At 50.3% G+C, this 22,128-nt stretch carries 21 protein-coding genes; 14 read left to right on the top strand and 7 right to left on the bottom strand.

Annotation, left to right across the window (positions count from 1 at the left end; translation table 11 throughout):
- Window positions 1–110 precede the first annotated feature (110 nt).
- Window positions 111–1,112, bottom strand: coding sequence for a lysylphosphatidylglycerol synthase transmembrane domain-containing protein (locus HU175_RS02400; protein ID WP_176565066.1), 1,002 nt, complete (start codon window positions 1,110–1,112; stop codon window positions 111–113).
- Window positions 1,113–1,243: 131 nt separating this feature from the next.
- Between HU175_RS02400 and HU175_RS02395 the strand changes: the two genes are divergently transcribed.
- From HU175_RS02395 to HU175_RS02380, 4 genes are read left to right on the top strand one after another with little or no spacing between them, the layout of a single operon-like run.
- Complete coding sequence (locus tag HU175_RS02395; RefSeq protein ID WP_228724294.1) at window positions 1,244–3,343, top strand: hypothetical protein; 2,100 nt, start codon at window positions 1,244–1,246, stop codon at window positions 3,341–3,343.
- A gap of 4 nt (window positions 3,344–3,347) precedes the next feature.
- Window positions 3,348–4,085, top strand: coding sequence for a glycosyltransferase family 2 protein (locus tag HU175_RS02390; RefSeq protein ID WP_228724293.1), 738 nt, complete (start codon window positions 3,348–3,350; stop codon window positions 4,083–4,085).
- Between the two features lie 3 nt (window positions 4,086–4,088).
- Window positions 4,089–4,487 (top strand): DUF2304 domain-containing protein, encoded by a 399-nt coding sequence (locus HU175_RS02385; protein WP_176565064.1) that lies wholly within the window; start codon window positions 4,089–4,091, stop codon window positions 4,485–4,487.
- Window positions 4,488–4,496: 9 nt separating this feature from the next.
- Window positions 4,497–5,264 (top strand): glycosyltransferase family 2 protein, encoded by a 768-nt coding sequence (locus HU175_RS02380; RefSeq protein WP_176565063.1) that lies wholly within the window; start codon window positions 4,497–4,499, stop codon window positions 5,262–5,264.
- Here HU175_RS02380 and HU175_RS02375 read toward each other — a convergent pair.
- Window positions 5,246–6,073: a glycosyltransferase gene (locus tag HU175_RS02375; protein WP_176565062.1), complete on the bottom strand. Its 828-nt coding sequence runs from the start codon at window positions 6,071–6,073 to the stop codon at window positions 5,246–5,248. The genes HU175_RS02380 and HU175_RS02375 overlap by 19 nt on opposite strands.
- 30 nt (window positions 6,074–6,103) lie before the next feature.
- Window positions 6,104–6,841, bottom strand: a complete 738-nt coding sequence (locus HU175_RS02370; RefSeq protein WP_176565061.1) for an FkbM family methyltransferase — start codon at window positions 6,839–6,841, stop codon at window positions 6,104–6,106.
- A 407-nt stretch (window positions 6,842–7,248) separates the two neighbouring features.
- Here HU175_RS02370 and gcvP point away from each other — a divergent pair, with 407 nt between their 5' ends.
- Window positions 7,249–10,140, top strand: coding sequence for an aminomethyl-transferring glycine dehydrogenase (gene gcvP / locus HU175_RS02365; protein WP_176569099.1), 2,892 nt, complete (start codon window positions 7,249–7,251; stop codon window positions 10,138–10,140).
- Between the two features lie 50 nt (window positions 10,141–10,190).
- Here the strand turns inward: gcvP and HU175_RS02360 are convergent, their stop codons facing one another.
- A complete protein-coding gene (locus HU175_RS02360; RefSeq protein ID WP_176565060.1) occupies window positions 10,191–11,591 on the bottom strand; it encodes a chloride channel protein in 1,401 nt (466 codons plus the stop codon).
- A gap of 257 nt (window positions 11,592–11,848) precedes the next feature.
- Between HU175_RS02360 and HU175_RS02355 the strand changes: the two genes are divergently transcribed.
- The gene (locus HU175_RS02355) at window positions 11,849–12,067 is read left to right on the top strand and encodes a copper chaperone (protein ID WP_176565059.1); all 219 of its coding nucleotides are present in this window, start codon (window positions 11,849–11,851) and stop codon (window positions 12,065–12,067) included.
- 49 nt (window positions 12,068–12,116) lie between these two features.
- Here the strand turns inward: HU175_RS02355 and HU175_RS02350 are convergent, their stop codons facing one another.
- Complete coding sequence (locus HU175_RS02350; RefSeq protein ID WP_176565058.1) at window positions 12,117–12,473, bottom strand: STAS/SEC14 domain-containing protein; 357 nt, start codon at window positions 12,471–12,473, stop codon at window positions 12,117–12,119.
- A gap of 218 nt (window positions 12,474–12,691) precedes the next feature.
- Between HU175_RS02350 and HU175_RS02345 the strand changes: the two genes are divergently transcribed.
- The gene (locus tag HU175_RS02345) at window positions 12,692–14,683 is read left to right on the top strand and encodes an OmpA family protein (RefSeq protein WP_176565057.1); all 1,992 of its coding nucleotides are present in this window, start codon (window positions 12,692–12,694) and stop codon (window positions 14,681–14,683) included.
- A gap of 63 nt (window positions 14,684–14,746) precedes the next feature.
- Window positions 14,747–15,574, top strand: a complete 828-nt coding sequence (locus HU175_RS02340) for a TspO/MBR family protein (RefSeq protein ID WP_317167782.1) — start codon at window positions 14,747–14,749, stop codon at window positions 15,572–15,574.
- 74 nt (window positions 15,575–15,648) lie between these two features.
- Here HU175_RS02340 and HU175_RS02335 read toward each other — a convergent pair whose 3' ends face one another.
- Window positions 15,649–16,095 (bottom strand): peptidylprolyl isomerase, encoded by a 447-nt coding sequence (locus HU175_RS02335; RefSeq protein ID WP_228724292.1) that lies wholly within the window; start codon window positions 16,093–16,095, stop codon window positions 15,649–15,651.
- A gap of 343 nt (window positions 16,096–16,438) precedes the next feature.
- On the opposite strand from HU175_RS02335, the gene HU175_RS02330 reads away from it, so the two are divergent.
- From HU175_RS02330 to HU175_RS02310, 5 genes are all read left to right on the top strand, one after another.
- Entirely contained in the window at window positions 16,439–16,744 is a 306-nt protein-coding gene (locus HU175_RS02330) for a DUF952 domain-containing protein (RefSeq protein WP_176565056.1), read from the top strand.
- 7 nt (window positions 16,745–16,751) lie between these two features.
- Window positions 16,752–18,224, top strand: a complete 1,473-nt coding sequence (locus tag HU175_RS02325; protein ID WP_176565055.1) for an efflux transporter outer membrane subunit — start codon at window positions 16,752–16,754, stop codon at window positions 18,222–18,224.
- Window positions 18,225–18,394: 170 nt separating this feature from the next.
- Window positions 18,395–19,465 carry a mannose-1-phosphate guanylyltransferase gene (locus HU175_RS02320; RefSeq protein ID WP_176565054.1) on the top strand — a complete coding sequence of 357 codons (1,071 nt, stop codon included), beginning with the start codon at window positions 18,395–18,397 and terminating at the stop codon, window positions 19,463–19,465.
- Between the two features lie 116 nt (window positions 19,466–19,581).
- Complete coding sequence (locus tag HU175_RS02315) at window positions 19,582–20,067, top strand: hypothetical protein (RefSeq protein ID WP_176565053.1); 486 nt, start codon at window positions 19,582–19,584, stop codon at window positions 20,065–20,067.
- A 76-nt stretch (window positions 20,068–20,143) separates the two neighbouring features.
- Complete coding sequence (locus HU175_RS02310) at window positions 20,144–20,740, top strand: hypothetical protein (protein ID WP_176565052.1); 597 nt, start codon at window positions 20,144–20,146, stop codon at window positions 20,738–20,740.
- 22 nt (window positions 20,741–20,762) lie between these two features.
- On the opposite strand, the gene HU175_RS02305 is transcribed toward HU175_RS02310, so the two are convergent.
- The gene (locus HU175_RS02305) at window positions 20,763–21,476 is read right to left on the bottom strand and encodes a pyridoxine 5'-phosphate synthase (RefSeq protein WP_176565051.1); all 714 of its coding nucleotides are present in this window, start codon (window positions 21,474–21,476) and stop codon (window positions 20,763–20,765) included.
- Between the two features lie 139 nt (window positions 21,477–21,615).
- Here HU175_RS02305 and HU175_RS02300 point away from each other — a divergent pair, with 139 nt between their 5' ends.
- Window positions 21,616–22,062 (top strand): GatB/YqeY domain-containing protein, encoded by a 447-nt coding sequence (locus HU175_RS02300; protein ID WP_176565050.1) that lies wholly within the window; start codon window positions 21,616–21,618, stop codon window positions 22,060–22,062.
- Window positions 22,063–22,128 lie beyond the last annotated feature (66 nt).

The following is a 22,128-nucleotide window of genomic DNA, read 5'->3' as shown; positions in this document are numbered from 1 at the left end:
ACCAGCGATCTTAGAACCAACTGAGGGTACTAGAAGAAAGCGATATTGTAACGAGTATACAGGCTTTGATCAGTATGTATTTTGACCAAATCAGGCAAAGATAATAGTTATCATTCTACCAGACTATCGGGGTGCTTCGTAGCTTTTGTCGTGATCAGCAAAGGGAGCAACAAAAAACTCAGGCTACTAAGCAACAGATTGATGCCAAACCCAACCGCGTGAAGAAAGGTAGCCACGACGGCACCTTCGGCCGACGAAAAACCGTAAAGTACCAGAGCCCGGCTAACCAGGAAATGATAGGTCCCGATACCACCCTGTGTTGGAACGGCCAGACCGCCCAGCGAACTTACCGTCAGGATCGTCAGAGCCGCTGATGGCGGTAGATGTTGCGTAGACTCGACAGCCAAGAGCAGCAAGTAAGTAATGAGCCAGGAGAGGAGCTGATTCAGAAAGGTAAGCAGCATGAACAAGCCTGGCTGGGGGAGCTGTCGAATGGACATAAAGCCCTTCCCGAAGCCCAGTAACAGATTGAAAATTCGAATGGCAAACGGGTGTTGACGCACTAGTGGGCTACGTAGCGTCCGCCATGCTATCAGGCCTATTAAGCCAAACAGGCTAATAACACCTAACACCAAGTAGGCATTAGGTGCTGCCAGATCTAATCCTGCGAGGTAGTTACGCATCCGGCTGAACTCCAGAAGCAGGGTGAGCAGCATCACCAGCGCCAGCATAAACAGATCGACGATACGTTCGGCAACTACAGACCCAATTCCCTGCGAGAGTGGTATGCCATCAGTCCGCTGCAGGGTAGCGCAACGTGTTAATTCGCCGGAGCCGAGCACGATCATACTTGATATAATTCCTGTCTGCATGGCAATGGTTGTCCGGAAGGCGGTAGGGCGGTAACCCAGTGCCAGCAAGGGTTGCTGCCAGCGTTTACCCCGTAAAAAATAGCTGCAAACCGTAACTAGTCCAACCAGTGAAATCAGCCCATAATTAGCCTGCTTAAATTGCTCACTAATAGCCCGAAACGAGATGTCTTTGAGAGCATAAGTTAGCAAACCGATTGCCAGTACAACGGGTAATGCCTTCCGGACAAACGATTTTATCATAAAGGGAAACTAGCTTTTTTTGGAAACATACTACTGGATACTGGCAGAAATGGCACGGTATTGGTAGGTTTGCTTGCTGGTTATAGCCTGCAATTTAAGCCCCACAACTAGTTGCTTCTGTCTCCGTTGTTATGTCAAAGAAAAAAAAGGGCCGGCCTGTCGTGGCAACAGATACTCTTCCGACTCCGACTGGTCAGCCGAAAGCGAACCCAACCCCTCCCCCCCCGCAAGTTTCCTCTACTACGTCGCTTAAAACCGTAGAGCCGCTCAGTGCCCGTTCATTTGAGCTAATTCGGTTCGATAAACGGGTAAAATGGTTTTTAGGGATCTGTGCTGGACTGTTTCTGCTGCTATCGCTAGCCAAGATTCATGCAGTTTCTATCCCCATATGGAACCAGATGATGCCTGACGGGGGCGATCCGAAGCGGGGCGTTATCAGCGGGGAATCGCGTCGAATCCGGATGGATGATTACGCAGTCATGGCTCCCTGGATTCTTTCGCAGGCGAACCGGGGTATGCCTCAAGTGAATGAAACGATTGGCGGAGAAAAAGCACCTGTACTGGTTACGCCGACGAATCACTTCAGTGCCTTTTTTCGAATGGATTACTGGGGGTTTTTCTTTCTGAATGTGGAACAGGGCTATGCGTGGGCTTTTAACATGCGGGCTGTCATTTCCATTATAGGCGTTACGTTACTGCTGCTTCTGCTAACCGGTAATAATTTCTGGCTCTCGGTTTTTGGCAGTCTATGGCTATTCCTGTCGTCGGGTTCTCAATCCTGGACAGATATTCCGACGGTTATGATTGGTTCGGGGAGTATGACCGTTGTCGCTGTAATTTATCTGTTGTTTGGTCAACACCGAAGTCATATAGTAATTGCCAGCATAGGACTGGCTTACATGAGTCTTTATTATGCGTTTGTTCTGTATCCTCCTTATCAGATTCCGCTAGCCTATCTCCTGGTTTTGCTGACCGCTGGGTATTGCCTGACCAATTTTAACTGGTCTTTGGTTCGCATGTTATTGCCCGTTAAGATTGGCGGGGGGATACTAGCTGGGTTAAGCATTGGGTTTGTTCTCTACCAGTATTTTACAGATCTTAAACCGACAATTGATGCCATTACGAATACCGTTTATCCCGGTAAACGTAGCGAGTTGGGAGGTACTGGGTTTGTTGCTAACTGGTTTTCGGAGTATTTCAGCTGGCAGTACAAAGACACCCTGTTTCCCAGCAACTGGCTCAACCACTGCGAACTATCCCATTATATTACGTTCGCGCCCATTATTATTCCAGCTTTGCTGGTTGTCTTTGCCTTGTCGAGACGATTTGACTGGACGCTTGTTCTCGTCAGTGCGTTCGTGATATTCGGCTACGTTTGGATCGAAATCGGTTTTCCGTCCTGGTTGGCCAATACAACATTATGGAGCATGAGCCCGACGCGACGTGCTCAGATTCCCTTTGGGATCGGTAACGTTTTCTTGACGGTACTTTATCTGAATTTTCTGCCAACTGTTCAGCTACCCCGTGAACGTAAGACAATCTTGCTCACCATCGGAATAGCAGGTGTTATTGCTTTTATTGCCTACGCGGTCCATGTGAACGTTAACGACTCGGCAGGTTTCTTTAAAACGTATCAACTTTTTGTTCCTGCTGCGTTTTTTGTTGGATTGGGGATATTGCTTCTGCCTGTGTGGCAGCCGCCCTATAGAACGATCATCTTTGCGACAGGAATTCTGTTGTTTTTGCTGCCTAATGCAAAACTCAATCCTATTTCCAAAGGTCTTTCACCAATTACGGAGCACGTATTGTACCGAACCGTTCAGGAAATACACCAACGCGAACCAAATGCGAAATGGGTGGTCTTCGGTGGCCAGTTCGTTTCGTACATGGTGACCGCAACGGGAGTTGATTTACTAAGCGGAGTAAAATATACCCCGCCCCGTAAAATTCTCAGTGTACTTGATCCAACTGCGAAGCGCGATTCAGCCTACAACCGGTATGCCCATACGGTGTATAACACGTACATTGATCCACAGAAACCGGATACGGTTATTATGGCAAATACGTTTGAAGATGGTTACACTGTTGCCATGGATCCCTGTTCACCTCGTTTCAAAAAGCTTAATGTAAAATATGTCGTCTTCGACCATGAAGTCCAGCCAGTGGAGGTTCGTTGTATGAAACTGGTTTCGTCACTAGGTTCTTTGCATATCTATCGGATAAATGACTGAGCGGATGAATGAGCTCAAAATTTTGGTCATTGTGCCGTGTTATAACGAAGAGGAAGCCATAGCTACGGTAGTCGGAGAAATAAACGCGGTAAAAAGACAGTACGGCTTAAACTTATCGGTGTTAGCTGTTAATGACTGCTCGTCAGATCGTACGCTGGCTGTGCTTCGAACGCTGGATTGCTTGTATCTCGACCTGCCGGTTAATCTTGGTATTGGTGGGGCCATGCATGCCGGCTACAAATTTGCGTTTCGTAATGGCTATGATATCGCTGTTCAGATGGATGGTGATGGACAGCATCCGGCAGTTGAGTTGCCAAAGATCTTACAACCCATTTTTGAGAATAAAGCAGATGTAGTTATTGGATCTCGTTTTCTGAAAGGAACAGGTTTTCAGTCGTCGGCAATGCGCCGATTAGGTATCAACTACTTCAGGAGGCTAAACCAACTATTAATCGGACAAACAATTCAAGACAGTACGTCCGGTTTTCGGGCTTTCAATCGCCGGGCCTTAACAGTGGTCAATACGTATTATCCGGATGAGTACCCCGAACCGGAAGCCATCGTGCAGTTTGGTCTAAGCCAGTTACGAATGCTGGAGGTTGCGGTAGAGATGCGCGAGCGCCAAGGCGGGATTTCGTCCATAAATACCAGCAAAGCAGTATATTACATGCTAAAAGTTACTCTTGGGACATTGTTCGTTTATGCCCGCCTGCGGACGAAACGCAGCCGCCAACTAACCTAGCTGATGGAAACGATACCCGTAGTTATACAGATCATTGCGCTGACTGGGGCCAGCCTGTTCATGTTGTATGTCTTCCGACTGATTGTGCGTGGTCAGCTTCGGGAAGAATACTCAATTGTCTGGATTCTGTGCACTATCGTTCTGGTTGTTTTCTCGATCTGGCGACGAGGTCTGGAGCAAATTTCACTGGCACTAGGCGTATTTTATCCGCCTTCGCTTATTTTTCTGGCGGCTATCTTCGCTATCATAATCTTTCTGGTGCACTTGTCAGTAGTCATTTCCCGGTTGCAGAGTCACATTAAAAGCCTTACTCATGAACTGGCTTATCTGAAACAGGAGTTGAATCAACTCAAAATGCAGAATGAACATAAACCAGACGAGGCTTCCTTGCTGTCTGAATGATAAGGCATTATGGAGCTTCCTACTATCAGTGTCATTACGCCCTCTTATAACCAGGGTCGGTTCATTCGGCAGACAGTAGAATCGGTACTAAGTCAGCACTACCCGAAAGTAGAATACATCGTTGTAGACGGGCTATCAACGGATAGTACGCTGGCTATTCTACAGGAATATACCAACCAAATTCAATTAATTGCTGAACGTGACAACGGACAGACAGATGCGTTGAATAAAGGACTCCGGTTGGCCACAGGCGATATTATTTGCTGGCTTAACTCCGACGATTACTTTTTACCTGGCACGCTTCAGCAGGTAGGTGAGTTTTTTGCACGACATCCGCATCAAGTATGGCTGACCGCTGATTGTCTGATCGTTGATGAGCGTGGCAAGACCATTCAGGAGCCTATCCGCTATTACAAACGTCTACTACGGCAACTCCCGGCTTCTTTATATTTAGGCATGACAAACGCGATCTGCCAGCCTGCAACCTTCTGGCGACGATCTACGCATGAGCAGTTGGGATACCTGGACGAATCACTCCGCTACACGATGGATTACGATTGGTGGTTACGGCTGAAGAGTATACAACTACCGACTGTTATGAAACAATCTTTTACCGCTTTTCGAATCCATAGCGAGTCAAAGGGTGGTAGTCAGTTCATTGATCAATTTGACGAAGACTATTCAGTATTGACAAGACATGAATCCGGGAAACCGATTCAGTTACTTCATCAATTGCACAACAAATTAATAATAAGTGCTTACCGGCTACTAAAGTGAGTTTGCGCCCCAAAGTACAGCTCTCGTGTTTTCTGGAAGCCCAGCTGAAATCCGATGAAGGCGTAGATACCAACCCATTTTAACGGGTTTCGTGTATGGGCTAATGCTACCCCCAGCGCTTCCCGCGTTGATTTGTAAATGTTTCCTCCCGTGATATTGTCACTACGCATAGTGAATACGTGCACAAAGCGGTCGGTAAGGCAGGCCGTCTGACGGCGATCAGTTGTCTTTTCGATCATTTGTAGCCACAGGTCATAGTCCATGCAATAACGTAACTTGTCTTTTAACCGAATGCCATGCTGTTTGCAGAATCGGGGACTGAAAAAGACATTGCCGCACATGATCGAATCCGTGAACCACATTAAATGATAATCCAAGTCACGCTTGGAACGGTTCTCAAACTGACCAGATTCGGTCCAGTGAATTTTATAGCCACCGTAGCAGATAACCGGATTGATTCCGGTTGTAATACTATACTGAGTCAGGAAAGTATCAGCATCCTCCAGAACTCGGTTGTCCACTAAATAGTCATCATTACCCAGCCAAAGTGCGTAATCTCCAACAGCCGCCTGGATACCAATATTGACGGCATCCGATAGGCCGTGATCAACTGGCGTGCTAATGCGACGAATGCGTGGATCAGATAGACGCATTGTGTCGACAATACGATGCGAATTATCGGTCGACTTACCGTCAATGACTATAATTTCAAGATTTGTGTACGTTTGCTTCTGAGCGCTCTCAATACATCGTGCAATGAATTGATCACCATTGTAGTTCGGAATCAGGATAGTAAACAGTCGCTTCATGCTGTGGTATAAAGTCGCAGCCGTAACCTATTATTTTTTAACAAAAACAGCATCCTGCTGCAGGACAGCTCCGGTTTTAGGATCGATAAGCTGTTCTAGGGAGCCGTGGTAATCGAAACCTAGGTCGGATAGTAGCTGATACAGATCCCGGAAGGATGAATCGCCTTCGTAGAGGCTTTTTATTGACGTCTCAACTACGACAATGCTAGCTGACCTAATTACGTTATTACCTCCGGCGATTACATTTTTTTCGTACCCCTGCACATCAATTTTGACCAGCATACGAGTCTGTTTTGATAAGTTTAATTCAGCGGCAATATCATCTAGCCGGCGAATAGGCACACTGATCGTAGACGATTCTATCGTCTTGGGATAACTCTTGATATGTTCGTCCGACATCGGTAAGATAGACGAAGCAGGACTGTAGGCATTCTGGTGAAAATCGATCTGTCCGGTCTCGTTTCCTAGCGCGAAGTTGTGAACCGAAAGCGCAGGAAAAGCCGTTGCCACTTTTTTCAACTGCGCAAAACAATCCGGTATTGGCTCAAAAGAATGGACAACTGCTGCTGGGAATAACGTGCAGAAATTGATAGCTGCCTGTCCTACGTTGGCACCAATATCAAGGATCGTATTGATATGTAGATCGTGTATCCACGGGGCTCGGTAAGCACGATTGGGCTGAATCTGTAGACCATGAGGCACCCAGCGGATCAACCGGGGATTCGCCAGCAAAAACAGGGCATCATCCAGGTATTTTGTAAACTTCATAAAAAGCAGGTGCGCTGGAGATTAGATAGCTAGACAGTTATCGGATCGGTAAAAAACGGCTGTACGCATTCTAGTATAGACAATAGGTGAGCCCTCCGGAAGGCAATATGGTAAAATCCTTTTTAACAAGTTAAGACCGTTCTGCATCGCCTGACTGTATTCCAGGTTGTCAACAAGAATGACCTTGTCAGAGGCACCCAATCAGTAGAGTTGACGGTACAATTGTATTAGCCGTCTGGCAAATATCATGCAAGGTTTGGCGAAAGAATAGACAACCGGGTGTTTTTTTTAGGACTTTATCGGGGGAGGATGAACTACTGCAAGGTTTAAGCGAACCAACTATCAAATTCCGCATGTTTCACCGTAAATTTGAGTTTCCAAGCGAACGAAACGTGGGTTTCCCCAGTATGAAACTGAATCTTCACCAAACAGACTTGTTTGAAGACCGTCACCACGGTCAGACTGATGCGGCTCAGACCGAAATGCTGCAGACCATTGGTGTTTCTGCCATCGATGAATTAATTGATCAGACCGTACCAGCCGCTATCCGACTGGAAAAACCACTGGACTTACCGGCTCCGAAATCAGAAACGCAGTTTCTGGGAGATTTTAAGAAGCTGGCGAGTCAGAATAAAGTCTTTACTTCCTATATCGGCACGGGCTATTACGATACCATTACGCCCAACGTCATTCTGCGGAATATTCTCGAAAACCCGGCCTGGTACACGGCTTATACGCCTTATCAGGCAGAAATCGCCCAAGGCCGCCTTGAAGCACTGCTGAATTTTCAGACAGTTATTTCAGATTTGACGGGAATGGACCTGGCGAATGCTTCTCTGCTGGACGAAGGCACAGCCGCTGCCGAAGCGATGAATATGCTTCATGCTACCCGGCCAGCGTCGAAAAAAGGAGCAGATACGTTCTTTGTGTCAGAGCGCTGCCATCCCCAGACGATCGACTTACTACGTACCCGCGCTACGCCGGTAGGAATAAATATCCTGGTTGGCGATCACCGGATGGTTGACCTGACGAATGAGTCGATTTTCGGCGTGATCGTGCAGTACCCGGCGTCTGATGGTGAACTGTTCGATTATACTGATTTCATCGCGACGGCGCACGAACTGAACATAACGGTAGCAGTAGCGGCTGATTTGCTGGCGCTCACGATGCTTACTTCCCCCGGCGAAATGGGTGCCGACGTAGTCGTCGGTTCAGCGCAGCGGTTCGGTGTTCCCATGGGTTTTGGTGGCCCCCACGCCGGATACTTCGCTACGCGCGACGCTTTCAAACGGCAGATTCCAGGTCGGATCATCGGTGTATCGCAGGATGCTCAGGGTAAACCAGCCCTGCGGATGGCGCTGCAGACTCGTGAGCAGCACATTCGTCGCGAGAAAGCTACGTCGAACATCTGTACGGCGCAGGTACTGCTGGCCGTTATGGCAGGTAGCTACGCAGTGTATCATGGTCCTCAACGGTTAAAGGCTATTGGCGAGCGGGTACATGGCTTGACTAAAGTTTTCGTGACGGCGCTACGTCGTCATGGCTACACCGTCGTAACGGAAAATTATTTTGATACGGTCGCGATCGAAATCAACGATATCGAATCGTTGCTGAAATCGGCGCGGGCGGCACAGACAAACCTGCGCTACTTCTCGAATGATACTCATATTGGCGTTTCTTTCGATGAAGTGAAAACCCTACACGATGTCAGCGAACTGCTGGCCGTGTTCGGCGTAAAAGCCGACGTAAACGCGATTGCTGAAAGCCTGGAAATCACTTGGCCGGAGCGACTCGTTCGTCAGTCGGAATACATGACGCACCCGGTGTTCAATACGCATCATACCGAGCACGAAATGCTGCGGTACCTGAAATCGCTGGAAGAAAAAGACTTGTCGCTGGTTCATTCCATGATTTCGTTGGGTAGCTGTACCATGAAGCTGAATGCTACGGCCGAGATGATTCCGGTAACGTGGCCAGAGTTCGGAAGACTGCACCCATTCGCGCCGAAAGAACAGACGGCTGGCTATCAGCAACTGTTTAAGGACCTGAACGATTGGCTCTGCGAAATCACTGGTTTTGCGGCCATGTCGCTGCAGCCCAACTCGGGCGCACAGGGTGAATACGCCGGGCTGATGGTTATTCGCGCGTATCACGAAAGCCGGGGAGATAGCCATCGGAACGTATCGCTCATTCCGCAGTCGGCGCACGGTACTAACCCGGCCAGTGCGGTGATGGCGGGTATGAAAGTCGTGATCGTGAAGTGCGATGATCGGGGAAATATCGACGTGGCTGACCTGAAAGCTAAAGCGGCTCAGTATAGCAACGAGCTGTCGTGCCTGATGGTGACCTATCCATCTACCCACGGTGTATTCGAAGAGAGCATCAAGGAAATCTGCGCGACGATTCATGAGCACGGCGGGCAGGTATACATGGACGGCGCGAACATGAATGCACAGGTTGGCCTGACGTCGCCCGCTACGATCGGTGCCGATGTTTGTCACCTGAACCTGCACAAGACGTTCTGTATTCCTCACGGTGGCGGTGGGCCAGGTATGGGACCAATCGGCGTTGCGTCGCAGCTGGTCCCCTTCCTGCCGGGCCACGTTTGCCAGGGTACGACCGGTGCTGTTTCGGCAGCGCCTTACGGATCGGCCAGCATCCTGACAATTTCCTACGCCTATATTGCTATGATGGGTGGGGAAGGGCTGACCAACGCAACAAAACGGGCTATCCTGAACGCTAACTACATTAAGGCGCGGCTGAGCGGCCACTACGATACGTTGTACACCGGCACAAACGGCCGTTGCGCCCACGAAATGATCTTGGATTGCCGTCCGTTCAAAGCAGCGGCTGGTGTTGAGGTGGAGGACATCGCCAAGCGGCTGATGGATTACGGCTTCCACGCACCAACGGTATCGTTCCCAGTGGCAGGTACGCTGATGGTTGAGCCAACCGAGTCGGAATCGAAAGCTGAACTGGATCGTTTCTGCGACGCGATGATCGCCATTCGCAACGAAATCCGTGAGATCGAAAACGGCACCGCCGACCGCATGAGCAACGTACTGAAGCATGCGCCACACACAGCTGACGTCGTGCTAGTTGATGACTGGAGCCGGCCGTACAGCCGGGAGAAAGCCGTTTATCCATTACCTTACGTCCGGGCCCGAAAATTCTGGCCAAGTGTGAGTCGGGTTGATTCGGCCTACGGCGATCGGAATCTGGTCTGCGCCTGTGTTCCAACAGAAGCGTACGCGGAAACGGAAACAACCGAAGAACGCAGCGTAGCGCAGCAGGCGTAATTAAAAATTAAATTAATGCAGGGCCAGCCGTTGAAAACGGCTGGCCTTTTTTACGCTTCCTGCTCAACAGAATGGTGGGAGCTTTGGGGCGGAGCAGACTGGGTCAGTGTTTCTCGAACGAAGCTGCTTTTGAGGTGCTCGTAAAAAGAATGAGGGTCAACCAGCGAAGCCGCCCCCTGGGCCATCAGTCCACCCAGTAATAATTGAAAAATGGCCGAATGGCGGTCCGTCATTTCAAGCACTAGAATAGCGGCTGTAAAAGGGGACCGCACAACACCCGTCAGGAAACTGACCATACTGACGAGAATAATCAGATTATGGTCTGCCGGGTCAATGTCGATCAGCCGGGAAAGCCCATTTCCCAAGACGGCTCCCGCGCTCAACGACGTAGCAAAAACGCCACCGGCCCCGCCACTGCTGTAACTAAGTGCCATCCCCGCAAAACGGACCGGAAACAGGTACCAGGGTGGGTCGTTATCGGTAAAAAGGAGTTGATTGATAATGGGTTTACCGGTGCCGATGGCCGTAGGGCCAATCCAGAACGCCAGCCCAGCCAGTAACAGCCCGCACGCTGCTACCCAGCCTGCCTGGGCTGATAGGGTTTTAAAGCGACGGCGGTAATCATTGATCCAGAGTAGTGTTTTTGCAAACAGGGCGCCAGCCAGCCCGCAGACGATAGCCATCAGAATAACAATGCCCAGAAACCAGCCCGATGAAGCCGTAACTTTGGGGAAACCAAGATACAGATACGGGCCCAGAATAGCCTGCGCTGTCATACCGGCAATGATCACGGCCGAAAAGACCGCCGTTCGGAATCGGGTAATGTGGGTCTGCGTCAACTCCTCGACGACGAATACGATTCCGCCAAGGGGCGTATTGAAGGCTGCGGCTAGTCCGGCAGCTCCGCCCGTAATTAAGGCGATCTGGCGGGACAACTGGGGCCACCCTTTGGGTTGCAGGCGATTGATGGCCCGAAAAATGGCCGCCGAAATCTGGATGGTTGGTCCTTCCCGACCAATAACGCCCCCACCTAACAAAAGAATGAAACTGCTTAGTACTTTAACGAGAGCTACCCGAAGGCTCAGCAGGTAGGCTGTGTGGTGATGCGTTGTTGGGCTGGACAGCTCAATACCGGCCATGACCTGGGGAATGCCACTACCCCTGGCGGCCGGGGCAAACCATTTTACGAGAAACCAGGAACCCAGAAAGGCCGCTGGTGTGATCAAAAAGACCAGATAAGGCTGGGCGCTTAGCCAGGCGAAGCTGGTCTTTTCAGCCCAGATAAACAGTTCCTCGTAGCCAACGGCTACCAGGCCCGTTAGCAAGGAAGCTACCCAGAAGGGTAGACTTTGCAGAATAATTCGGCGAACGCGCTCATTGTACAGACGGCGGATAACATACTGGTCGAGCCAGGCCAGCACGCGTGCGTAGCGAGACGATTGATCAGACATTCATTGGATTGAGTAATTGATACGTGATTACTAGTTTAACAGTTCTGGCTATAAACTGATTAGATAAATATCGAATTATAAGCGGTTTTTAAGCCAGAACCGTCTGGAAAACAGATACTCAATACCGTATTTGGTTTAACGACGAGGTCGAAACAAACCCGAAAGTTTATCGGACGTATCACACGAGCCGCAAAATTCACGGGATTTTTGGGAAGGCTGCTGGTTTTTTGAGTTAGACAAAGAAACCCCTACAACTAATGGAGACACTCAACTTTAAAACCAATATTAAAACCAGTGATGATGTAGCGGCAGTAACGCTGGGGCTGAACAATATTGAACAGGTCGATGGCTGGAACATCGATACTGAAAACCCGGATTATCTACTGACAGTCCAAACTACCGATAATCGGATTGGTGACCTGGTTCAGCAGGCGGTTAATAAGGCCGGCTTTACGGCCGAGCCAACCGACGCTTAATCGTGAGGTGCCCCGGTTTTATTAGAAGCTGGGGCACCTCACTAGTATATCAATTCTTTACCCACTGCCGGGCTTGTTCCTGCTCGGAAAATTTGAAAAACTTGACGTCCAGGCCTGGGACAATGTTAGCTAGCCTGGCCGACAATCCAACCCAGGCTTTGTCGGTGACGACGGCCGCTTTTTCAAAATCGGTCAGATGAGCCAGGTCAAACTTTAAATCTTTCCAGAGCGCTTCCCACTCAATGCCATCAATTTCGATGTATTCAGCATAGACGCGCATTTTGTCGTGTTGTTCCAGGCGGGGCGTTAACTGGTCGTAAAGCGATTGAAGTTCTGCTGCTGTAACGGTTCCCTCAATATGGCAGCCGATTACATTATCGGCTTGAAGGTCAATGGGTGTAATCATGGTTTTGTCGATTAGTTGAGTACTCTAATAACCAGGTAGCAGCAGTCAGGTTTTCGAAAGCAGGAAAAGCCAGCTATACGGTCGAAAAAAGACTCTCGGAAGGCCCCTCCGGAGCTGGTTATTTCTCAATAAAACCAAATCATAATCGTTATTTGTAGTAGCCGCCCGGATTCCTTTTCTATCTTGGCGGCTGTATCGGTTTTTGCTCCGTTAACTTTATGAACATCAATACGTCGGCTACCTGGCTGGTGGCGTTGGGTATGGCTTTTGGCATGGCCGGTTGCAACTCAGCCATGCAGGCCTACAAGAAAGGCGTTCGGCATTACGACGCTGGCGAATATAATCTGGCTATCAGTCAGTTTCAGAAAGCTGAGAAAGGAACCATTGATCCCGCCCGGCTGAATTATTACCTGGCCGAGTCCTACCGTCTATCGAACCGGTTTGGTGATGCGGTCCCGTTTTATCAGAAAGCGGTGGAGGCCAACTCAACCGAACCCGATGTTCGGCTAAACTACGCTTACGCCCTAAAGTCGCAGGGTAATTATGGGGGGGCACTCGACCAGCTTCAGCAGTACGTAGCCAACGCACCGAAGACGACGCCCAAAAACACGCTCGATAAAGCCAAAAGCGAAATCGAGACACTAAAGGCGATCAATATCATTGCCCAGAAGAAAACGCCCATCAACCTTAAAAACATGGGTAATCTCAACTCACCGGGCACGGAATTCGCGCCGGTGGTGCGGGGGAATGAGTTGATTTTTACGGCGTCGCGTAAGGACGTAACGTACAAAAACAATGGCCTGCCGATGCTGGGCCTCTATAAAACTAAACTCGGTCAGCAACCCGACGAGACGGGCAATGCGCCGGAACTGTTCAGCACGAACGTATTCCAGAACGATGTCAACGAAGGAACGCCAGCGTTCTCGAAAGACGGAAAAACCATGATTCTGGCGCGGGGCAACAACGGAAAACGTAAAGGTGGACTGGACGTTGACTTATTCATCAGCCGGCTGGGGGCGGACAACAATTGGAGTCAGCCGTTGCGATTACCCATCAGCGATTCAACGGCCTGGGACGGCTCTCCCGCTTTCTCGGGTGATGGAAAGACGTTGTATTTTGCCTCGAACCGGGCCGGTGGCGCGGGCGGAACCGACCTGTACCGGACAAGTATCGACGCATCGGGCCGTTTTAGCCGCCCCGTGAATATGGGTCGCGACATCAATACGCCGGGTAACGAAATGTTTCCTTACGTTGGTCCCGATGCCAAGCTGTACTTTTCGTCCGACGGTCATCCGGGCCTGGGTAAGCTCGACATTTTCGTGGCTACCCGCTCGGGTGGTGTTACGCGGGTGGAAAACATGGGACAGCCAATTAACTCGGCATCTGACGATTTTGGTCTGATCTACACCGACGATGATAAAGGGTACTTAGCCTCGAACCGCGCTGGTGGCAAGGGCGACGATGATATTTACTTCTTCCAGGAAGGTTCGGGTGACGATTCAACCACGATTGCCCAGAACCCGCCAAAAGAAGGCGCGCCCAAAACAGTACGTTACTTCCTGGCTGGAACCGTCGGCAGTAACGATAATCCCAGTAATCCGCTCGACTCGGCCCGAGTACGGATTATCGACGACGCCACTGGTCAACCTATTGCCGAGGTCGTGACAGGGCAGCCCGGTACGTTCGGAAAATACCCGATACAGGAAGGGAAAGACTACACCATTTTGGCTGAGCGCCGGGGCTATCTGACCCATCGCGAGCCGTTTACGATGCAGGGTAAAAGCATTCCGCAGATTTTCCTGACCAAACCGCAGACCGATACGACGTTCAACGTAGCGCTGCTGCTTGATCGCTCAGAACTGAACAAAACCTTCGTACTGGAGAATATCTATTACGATTTGAACAAGTACAACATTCGTTCGGATGCCGCGCCGGAGCTGGACAAGATCGTAACGATTCTGAAAGACAACCCGACGCTGAAACTGGAGCTAAGTTCGCACACCGATGCCCGTGATACGGATGCTTACAATATGAAGCTCTCCCAAAACCGGGCGAAATCGGCGGTAGATTACATTGTGGCGCAGGGTATTGCGGCCGATCGGCTGGTGGCTAAAGGCTATGGCGAAACCCGTCTGGTGGTGAAAAACGCCAAAACCGAAGAAGAACACCAGCGTAACCGCCGGACCGAGATCAAGATTCTGGAGCTGTAAAACAGCGGGCGAGAAGTCGACAAACATAAGTGCGTGGCCATTGGTTGAACAACACATCAATCAATGGCCACGCACTTTTATATGGGTACTGATAAACTTCGACAAGTTATGGTGGTGTTCAGCGTCGTCTCGATGATCGTGATGAATGCGCTATCTAACACAGGCGTATTTGGAGGAAAGACGAACGCCGATATCTCCGCCAAATACGAAACGCTGATTACCCCGGCGGGCTACGCCTTTTCCATCTGGGGGCTTATTTTTTTGGGTGTGCTGGCCTTCGCCATCTACCAGGCGCTACCATCGCAGCGAACAAATCCCCGGTTTCGGGCGGTTGGATGGCTGGTTGTTATTAACGCTTTTTGCAACGCAATCTGGAGTCCTATCTTCAATCAGGAGTGGATTGGCCTGGCTTTGGTGGTGATCCTGGTTATGCTGTTTACGCTGATGATTATCGAACAGCGCTTACTCGCCCAGGCACGGGTACCTATCGTCGCCCCAGATTTAGATGCTACCCTGCCCGAATCGCCCGCCGGTCCGGCACAGACCTGGCTGGCCCGAATTCCTTTTTCAATCTACTTCGGCTGGCTGACGGTAGCCACGATCCTGAACGTAGCCGTGTATCTGAAAGCTACCCAGTTCAGTACGATGGGGCTGAGTGAGGCAACCTGGGCCGTGGCTGTTCTGATTGTTGGCCTGGTTGTTGGCGCTGTGATCTTTAACCGGTATCGTAGTATTGCCTATATTCTGGTGTTCGCCTGGGCCTATGCCGCTATTGCTGCCAAACAGGGCGACTATCCATTGGTGCAGGGCGTAGCGGGTGTGGGTGCTGTTGTCGCTATTGGCTTGGCTATAACCGGACTGGCTTCGAAAAAGACGCCCTCCTTTGCGTAACGGATGTACATACAAAACCGGCCCGATAGCATCATCTGCATACCGGGCCGGTTTTCTTTTACAGAACGTTTGCCTTAAGCGGCTGTTTCGTCTTCCAGCACCTTGATGCTGTTGATTTTGTCGCCCTGACGGATCTCATCAATAACGTCCAGACCTTCAATCACTTTACCAAAAACGGTATGGTTGCGGTCGAGGTGCTGGGTATTCTGCCGGTTGTGGCAGATGAAGAACTGCGAGCCACCCGTGTTCCGTCCCCGGTGCGCCATCGACAGGACACCCCGGTCGTGGTACTGGTTATCGCCGGTCAGTTCACAATCGATGGTATAGCCGGGGCCACCAGCACCAGTGCCGGTAGGATCACCACCCTGAATCATGAAGTTCGGGATAACGCGGTGGAACGTAACGCCATCGTAAAACCCTTTTTTGGCCAGCGTAATAAAATTGTTTACTGCTTTAGGGGCATCTTTCTCGAAAAATTCGATGAGCATAGTGCCCTTATCGGTATTCATTTCTGCCTTCATGGCTATCTACGTTGATTGTTTAACTAACAAAACTACAATGAATCGGACGTAAACGTTTCGTGACTTATCTGCTGGTACTGGCTAAGGCAGAGTAATATCAGATAAAAACTATCGATGATAAGGCTATTTATTGCCCGAATAATGCAATCACATATGCGCTAAATCTGGGTATATTGCGAAGGGGAACAACAACCATTCTTGAGAAACATAAAATATTGTTTGGTTTTAGCGCTAAACCATGCAATTATACCCGAAACAGTTTCAGTAACCGGGTACTAATACGGATGTAATTTTACTGCTTGTTCAGCTTGCAACAGGAAGAGAACAACAGCGAGCTTATTGTATGAAATTCATTTACCATGTTGTGCCTGTCAATGACTGGGCTGCCTCCGAAAACCAGCCTGTGTACACGGCGGCCAGTTTTCTAGTAGAAGGGTTTATTCATCTGTCCGAAAAGGAACAGGTTGCCGGCGTACTTGAGCGGTATTACAAGGGACGACAGGATCTACTGCTGTTACAGATCGCGCCCGACAGGCTGACGGCCGAACTGAAATACGAACCTGCGACGAACGCCGAGTACTTTCCACACCTGTACGGGCCTATCAATAAAGACGCCGTTATGGCCGTCGAAAAAATAATGCAAGATTAGTTCGCTAATGAAGAAACTAGTTACAAGTCTGTTTGTGGTCGGTATGCTGGTAAATCTGGCAACGGCGCAGACAACACCCCTGAATGCACCGGGCGGAGCCGTTACGCTCGATCCTGCTCCCGGTACAGTTAAACCGGCAACGCCTACGCCGACTACGGGTCCGGTTTCAACATCATCGGCGGCCCCAAATCCAAATGAGCCGGCACCTGCCCTGACAATTAGTGGTTTCCGGCGGTTCAATGACCCTATTCTCGAAGAATATATTCAGCAGGGACTGGCCAACAGTCCTAATCTGAAGACAGCGTTAAGCCGACTGGAGGAAGCCCGGATTCGGGTGCGGGTAGCTCAGTCGTATCTGTCACCTTCCTTACGCAGCTCGGCCCTGATTACTACACAGAGTTTGTCGGAGCAGCGCCCCGTGGCAGTCCCGACAGCGAGCGATCGACTGCCGCGTTTTCAGTTAAATACATTTCAACTGCTGCCTATCGATGTAAGCTACGAGCTGGATCTCTTCAAGCGGATTCGAAGCAGCATCAACGTGGCCAACCTACAGGCCCAGGCCAGTGATGCCGATTATCAGTCGTTCCGGCTAACCCTGGCGTCAGACATTGCCCGAACGTATCTGCTCATCCGCGGGAACGACACCGAACAGGCCGTTTTTCTGCGTAACATTCAGTCGCGCGACACAACCCTGTCTATCCTGCGCGAACGGTTCCGGGTGGGTCTCATCAACCAGATCGACGTACAGCGCGCCGAAACAGATTACGCCGGTTTACAGGTAACGCTGAAAGGTTTACAGCGCGCCCGGCTTGAACTGGTTAATGGCCTCGCTCAGCTGTGCGCGCGCAATCCGGCCGACTTTACGGTTCCGGTTGGAGTGTTGCCTGCGAGTGTACCATCGTATCCATACGCTACGGTCCAGGTTGAGCAGCTCCAGCGCCGGCCAGACCTGTTGCAATACAATCGCCAGAATCAGGTGGCTGCTGCACAAGTCGTGCTGCAGCAGGCCAGTACCCAGCCACGGGTCACGCTGGTAGGGTCGGGCGGAATCCTATCGGGACGGATCGGGCCCTGGTTTACGCCAAGCAGCGCTACGTATCTGCTGGGAATTAACGCGTCGGTCCCGATCTATGAAGGACACCGGGCTAAACAGAACATCGCTCTTTCCCGTCAGTTGGCGCAGACTAATCAGCAAACTTATGACCAGGCCCTGCAACTGGCCCAACGGGATGCCGAAACTGCCCTGGATAACCTGACGTTACTGCGCGAGCAGATCGACTTACAGGCGCAAACGCTGGCCCTGGCCCGCCGGACCGAACAATACAACCGGGAACTGTACATACGGGGACTAGCTACGTATCTGGAAGTCCTCGATGCGCAGCGCACGATCCTGACCGCCGAACAACAGACCGCTCAACTGCGTAGCCAGGAAGCGCAGTATGCGGTAGCGTTGCTGCGGGCTGTTGGGGGGGATTTTTGAGTAAACTTTCTGTTAATCAGTAGTCTGTTGCTTGATTAGTAAGGGCTGATGATGTAGCTTAGTACAATCGCTCCCTAAGAAACCTGTCAGTAAATAAACTTTTCTGAAATTTTTGGGTAAGATAGGGGCAACTTTGGGGAAGCTAATCCCTAGTTTATTGTTCATTATCAATGAATCACACATACGTCATTATTATGGCCGGTGGCATTGGAACCCGGTTCTGGCCATTTAGCCGGACCAGTTATCCAAAACAGTTTCACGACGTACTCGGTACCGGCCGCACGCTTCTGCAACAAACCGCTGATCGTTTCGACGGCATCTGTCCACCCGAAAACCTGTTTATTGTTACCAGCTCGCTCTACAAAGATCTTTGCCAGAAACAGCTTCCGCAACTAAGCGACGACCAGGTACTTTGCGAGCCAATTGCCCGAAATACAGCGCCCTGTATCGCGTATGCCTGCTACAAAATCGCGCAGCGTGATCCCAATGCAAACATCATTGTGGCGCCTGCCGATCATATCATTCTGAAAGAAGACGACTTTAAGCGGACCGTTCGGAAAGGACTTGATGCGGTTGAGGGCAATGATATTCTGGTGACCCTGGGCATTCAGCCAACGCGTCCAGACACAGGCTATGGCTATATTCAGTACATTCCTGAGTCGGGTGATGACATCAAAAAGGTGAAAACATTCACCGAGAAGCCCCACCTCGAACTGGCACGGCAGTTTGTCGATAGTGGAGAGTTTGTCTGGAATGCCGGTATATTCATCTGGAACGTACAGAGTATCATCAAATCGTTTGAGAACTGCCTCCCTGAGATTGCCGAGATTTTTGAAGAAGGTAAGTCCGTATATTACACCGACGGTGAAGAAGCGTTCATTGAGAAGGCTTATTCGATGACAGGCAGCATTTCCATCGACAACGGCGTTATGGAAAAAGCCTCGAACGTGTTCGTAATTCTGTGCGATCTGGGCTGGTCGGACCTGGGTACCTGGAAATCACTGTACGAGGTATCGGATAAGAACGAAGAATACAACGTTGTGGATGGCCACGTACTGTTGTACGATACCAAGAACTGCATCATTAAAACGCCGAAAGAACGCCTGGTTGCTATCAATGGCCTGGATGGTTTTATCGTTGCTGAATACGATAACGTACTGATGATCTGCCGGAAAGAAGATGAGCAGAAAGTCAAAGCGTTTGTGGCGGATGCCAAAGAAAAAGGTACGGAATTTGTCTAGGCATAGACGCTGACCGAATACACACTCGTTAGGAGTGCAGTGGCTGAACCATGGCCCGGTAACTGCCCATCAGCGGGTTGCCCGGCCGTGGTTCTGTTTTTCATTCTCCTGTTAACATGCTGATTTTTTTACGCGTTGCCGTTCTGCTGGGGCTAATCATGGGGCTGACTTACTGTAAAGATCCCAGTATGTCGTTTTCAACGGGCGCGGCTGATGCGCGTATTGCGGGTTCGTGGCGGTTGATCGAACGTCGTTTCCCGAAAGACTCGATTATCTCATACGTCATAAACGACACAACGACGCTCCGGCGCGATACGTCGTTCTATGTGACCCGGCGCTACCCGGCTACGCCACTACAAACGCTTACCTTCAATACGGATGGGACACTGAGCGCCAGCGGTTCAGAGATGTCATATTACTATCCTATCCGCCATTTTAGTATTGATGCAACCTATCCCGACAGCCTATCGCTGCGACTATACATCAATACCAACCAGGCCAATATTTTTTTCCGGCAGCCCATTGCGTTCCGGCAGGATACATTACTGATTACACCCAATTGCGAGGGCTACTGCTTCCTCAAATTTTTGCGTGTCCGGTAGCGAACTGCTTACCCGGCAAGCGGGGTTTTGGTAGTAATTCGCAAATTTGGCTGCTACCAGGGGTAGCTTTTATCCTATGAACAAAAATAGTCTATCGATTGGTCTGTTGATGCTTGGCCTTACGGCCTGCAATCCGGAACGCGTTCAGTACACATCGGAGCTGAAACAGGAGATGTCCGATATGAAGATCAAGAAGATCTCAAACGCCGATCTGCTCGAAACGATAAACACCGCTGGGGCAAAGATCAGTACCGTCATGGAAGACGAACTGACGGCTGCCCTGAAGGAAACAGCCGACCCGGCTAAGCGAGTTCAGCTCTGCCAGCTACAAAACTTGCCAAAAACGAAGGCCGTGGCGGAGCGGTACAAACTGGATATTAATCTGCTGGGCGCGGCTGATGTGAAGAACAAAGCACTGCAACCCAAAGAACAGCAGATTCTGGACGCATATCTGTACAATGCAGAACAGAAGCTGCCACAGACCCCTAACATTCAGCAGATTGACGATACGCTATTCATCTACAACCAGGCCGTACCTGCCCAAAGCCCGATCTGCGAAGTGTGCTTCGGAAAGCAGCAAACTCCACTGGCGGTCTGGCGGTTGGCATTTCACAAACGGGAGGTGATCCGGCACATGAGCGCCAGCCAAAAGAAGAAAAAGTCGGCACAGTAAAGTACCGCGACAGCTTATTGTACTACACCAGCTCACGCCGGTACATCTGGATTGTGTTTTCGAGTCCGAAATAGAGGGCATCGCTGATTAGGGCATGCCCGATGGAAACTTCCAGCAGACCAGGAACCTCCTGGGCGAAATACCGTAAATTTTCCAGGCTCAGATCATGACCCGCGTTCAGGCCGAGACCCAGTTCCTGCGCTTTTTGCGCAGCTTTCACAAATAAAGCCACAGCTTGTTCGGGGTTGTCGGGGTATTGGGTAGCGTAGGGTTCTGTATACAGTTCGATCCGGTCGGTGCCGACCATCTTGGCCCCTTCAACCATCCGCTCATCCGCGTCAACGAAAATAGACACGCGGATTCCGTCTTCTTTGAACGTATCGATCAGCTTTTTCAGGTGATCTGCGTAACGAACGGTATTCCAGCCTGCATTCGACGTAATCGCGTCCGGCGCATCAGGAACAAGCGTCACCTGATCGGGCTTCACCCGCTTCACCAGGTCAATAAACCGCTCGTCGGGATTGCCTTCAATGTTGAACTCAGTAGTTACAACGTCCTTTAGATCCAGTACGTCCTGATACCGAATGTGGCGCTCGTCAGGGCGGGGGTGAACCGTGATGCCTTGTGCACCAAAACGCTCGCAGTCGAGGGCCACCTTAACCAGATTGGGGTTATTGCCCCCCCGCGCGTTGCGGATGGTAGCAATTTTATTGATGTTGACGCTTAACCGTGTCATGAGAATAGCGAAAGAGTGAATGAGCGAATCGCCGGAGCGAAGCGAATAACGTTGTTTGACTTCGTAACTTTGCCAACGGAATGAAGGTTCATGCTATTTATTCACTCAATCGCTCATTCACTCTTTCGCTCATTAAAATATGACACTTAAACAACAAATCGACGCCGATATAAAGCAGGCTATGCTGGCCAAAGATCAGGGAAAACTACGGGCACTGCGTGCAGTTAAATCCATGATCCTGCTCGAAGAAACCAAAGAAGGCGCAACGGGTGAACTGAAGCCCGAAGACGAAACCCGCATCCTGACGAAAGCCGTTAAACAACGGAAAGACTCGGCCGATATTTACCGTCAGCAGAACCGCGAAGACCTGCTGGCTACCGAAGAGTCCGAGATTGCGGTCATTGAACAATATCTGCCTAAACAACTGACGGAAGAGGAATTGAAGGAAAAACTTCAGGCAATCATCAGCCGCGTTGGCGCTTCGGTTCCATCCGACATGGGTAAAGTAATGGGCGTTGCCACGAAAGAACTCGCTGGCCAGGCCGATGGCAAAGCCATCTCCGCCATGGTGAAGCAACTACTGTAAATAAAGAGCGAAAGAATGAAAGAGCGATTTGATGCGTCAGCTTTATTCGCGTCTGCACCTTTCGCT

The organism is Spirosoma sp. KUDC1026 (assembly GCF_013375035.1).
Classification (GTDB): Bacteria; Bacteroidota; Bacteroidia; order Cytophagales; family Spirosomataceae; genus Spirosoma.
This window is presented reverse-complemented; position numbering and strand designations above follow the sequence as displayed.

Bases quoted from the DNA above. Each gene is read 5' to 3' on its own strand.
- HU175_RS02400 (WP_176565066.1), bottom strand. From the start codon at position 1,112: ATGATAAAATCGTTTGTCCGGAAGGCATTACCCGTTGTACTGGCAATC.
- HU175_RS02395 (WP_228724294.1), top strand. From the start codon at position 1,244: ATGTCAAAGAAAAAAAAGGGCCGGCCTGTCGTGGCAACAGATACTCTT.
- HU175_RS02390 (WP_228724293.1), top strand. From the start codon at position 3,348: ATGAATGAGCTCAAAATTTTGGTCATTGTGCCGTGTTATAACGAAGAG.
- HU175_RS02385 (WP_176565064.1), top strand. From the start codon at position 4,089: ATGGAAACGATACCCGTAGTTATACAGATCATTGCGCTGACTGGGGCC.
- HU175_RS02380 (WP_176565063.1), top strand. From the start codon at position 4,497: ATGGAGCTTCCTACTATCAGTGTCATTACGCCCTCTTATAACCAGGGT.
- HU175_RS02375 (WP_176565062.1), bottom strand. From the start codon at position 6,073: ATGAAGCGACTGTTTACTATCCTGATTCCGAACTACAATGGTGATCAA.
- HU175_RS02370 (WP_176565061.1), bottom strand. From the start codon at position 6,841: ATGAAGTTTACAAAATACCTGGATGATGCCCTGTTTTTGCTGGCGAAT.
- gcvP (WP_176569099.1), top strand. From the start codon at position 7,249: ATGAAACTGAATCTTCACCAAACAGACTTGTTTGAAGACCGTCACCAC.
- HU175_RS02360 (WP_176565060.1), bottom strand. From the start codon at position 11,591: ATGTCTGATCAATCGTCTCGCTACGCACGCGTGCTGGCCTGGCTCGAC.
- HU175_RS02355 (WP_176565059.1), top strand. From the start codon at position 11,849: ATGGAGACACTCAACTTTAAAACCAATATTAAAACCAGTGATGATGTA.
- HU175_RS02350 (WP_176565058.1), bottom strand. From the start codon at position 12,473: ATGATTACACCCATTGACCTTCAAGCCGATAATGTAATCGGCTGCCAT.
- HU175_RS02345 (WP_176565057.1), top strand. From the start codon at position 12,692: ATGAACATCAATACGTCGGCTACCTGGCTGGTGGCGTTGGGTATGGCT.
- HU175_RS02340 (WP_317167782.1), top strand. From the start codon at position 14,747: ATGGCCACGCACTTTTATATGGGTACTGATAAACTTCGACAAGTTATG.
- HU175_RS02335 (WP_228724292.1), bottom strand. From the start codon at position 16,095: ATGAAGGCAGAAATGAATACCGATAAGGGCACTATGCTCATCGAATTT.
- HU175_RS02330 (WP_176565056.1), top strand. From the start codon at position 16,439: ATGAAATTCATTTACCATGTTGTGCCTGTCAATGACTGGGCTGCCTCC.
- HU175_RS02325 (WP_176565055.1), top strand. From the start codon at position 16,752: ATGAAGAAACTAGTTACAAGTCTGTTTGTGGTCGGTATGCTGGTAAAT.
- HU175_RS02320 (WP_176565054.1), top strand. From the start codon at position 18,395: ATGAATCACACATACGTCATTATTATGGCCGGTGGCATTGGAACCCGG.
- HU175_RS02315 (WP_176565053.1), top strand. From the start codon at position 19,582: ATGCTGATTTTTTTACGCGTTGCCGTTCTGCTGGGGCTAATCATGGGG.
- HU175_RS02310 (WP_176565052.1), top strand. From the start codon at position 20,144: ATGAACAAAAATAGTCTATCGATTGGTCTGTTGATGCTTGGCCTTACG.
- HU175_RS02305 (WP_176565051.1), bottom strand. From the start codon at position 21,476: ATGACACGGTTAAGCGTCAACATCAATAAAATTGCTACCATCCGCAAC.
- HU175_RS02300 (WP_176565050.1), top strand. From the start codon at position 21,616: ATGACACTTAAACAACAAATCGACGCCGATATAAAGCAGGCTATGCTG.